The following is a 1060-nucleotide window of genomic DNA, read 5'->3' as shown; positions in this document are numbered from 1 at the left end:
GAGGCAGGCGAGTACAAGATGGCCGTCCATCTGCTCAATGAGCTGATCCAGAGCGCCCCCAACGAAGCCCGCTACTATCTCTACCGCGGCCTGGCCCACCAACGGCAGGGACATTGGGGCCTTGCCCAGATGGATTATCAAGGGGTGCTGCGGCTGGAGCCGGGTAACCCTTCAGCGGAACAGGGGCTGCGCGAGGTGGAACAGAAGGTTGGGCAGGAACATGTCAACAGCAAGTCCGGCTCTCATCTGTTGGATGCACCCCTGAATGCACCCCGCCTGGGCAAAGGGTCGGCGTTGAGTTGGCTCTTGGCCAATTTGGGGGCGGCTGGGATCGGCTACCTGGGGCTGGGGGCATCAGCGCCTCTGCTGGCGGCTTTGGGATCACTACAAGAAGCGGTGGCTGGAGCCGGCCTTGGCTTGCTGATGGGGCTGCTGCAGTGGCTGGTGTTGCGGCGGCAGGTTTCGGTGGGATGGGTGGCTGCAACTTTGCTGGCCACGGCTTTGGGCTGGGCGGCGGCGGATTTCCTCGCTCCCCAGGTGGGGGTAGCAACCTCTGCTTTTAACCCGACGGATCCCTGGCTCCAAAATGTCTTGCAGGCAATGGGAGATGCGCTGCGCGGTTTGCTGGTGGGGGTCGGCGTTGGTGGGCTGCAATGGGCCTTGTGGTCTCAGCGCTGGAAAGGTAGCCGGGCTTGGATCTTGGCGGCAGTTGCCGAAGGGGCAGGATCGGCTCTGTTGATGGGTTGGCTGCTGGACAATACTACCTTGAACAGTTGGCTGCTGCTGATCGTGGGGCTACTGGCCAACACGCGCCCCCTTAGCGCAATGGTGCTTTTGAATTTGCGCCGGATCCCTCCTGTTCAAAGTCAACAACAAGCCCCTTAGCCCACAGGGATCCCATCTGAGTTCTCTCTCTCAAGAAGAGGGAAAGACAGGAATCAAAACCGCTCATTATTTTTCTCACGATTTTTCTCACGGTTACCGGGGAGCGCCGTGAGATCCCCAGCTCAGAGCTACGCGACTGGTTGTAGGGAGTAGGGTCGTTTGAGCTAGTAAACTA

Annotated in this window: 1 protein-coding gene; it reads left to right on the top strand. The window is 59.9% G+C overall.

Going from position 1 to position 1060, the window contains the following annotated elements:
- Positions 1 to 885, top strand: an 885-nt coding sequence (locus NW820_RS10765) for a tetratricopeptide repeat protein (RefSeq protein WP_414407486.1), incomplete at its 5' end; no start/stop codon positions are given.
- Between the last annotated feature and the right edge of the window lie 175 nt (positions 886 to 1060).

Origin of the sequence: Synechococcus sp. R55.7 (assembly GCF_047461955.1) — a bacterium.
In the GTDB taxonomy this organism is placed as follows: Bacteria; Cyanobacteriota; Cyanobacteriia; order Thermostichales; family Thermostichaceae; genus Thermostichus.
The sequence above is the reverse complement of the archived record's forward strand: the minus strand, read 5'-3'. Positions and strand labels throughout refer to the sequence as shown.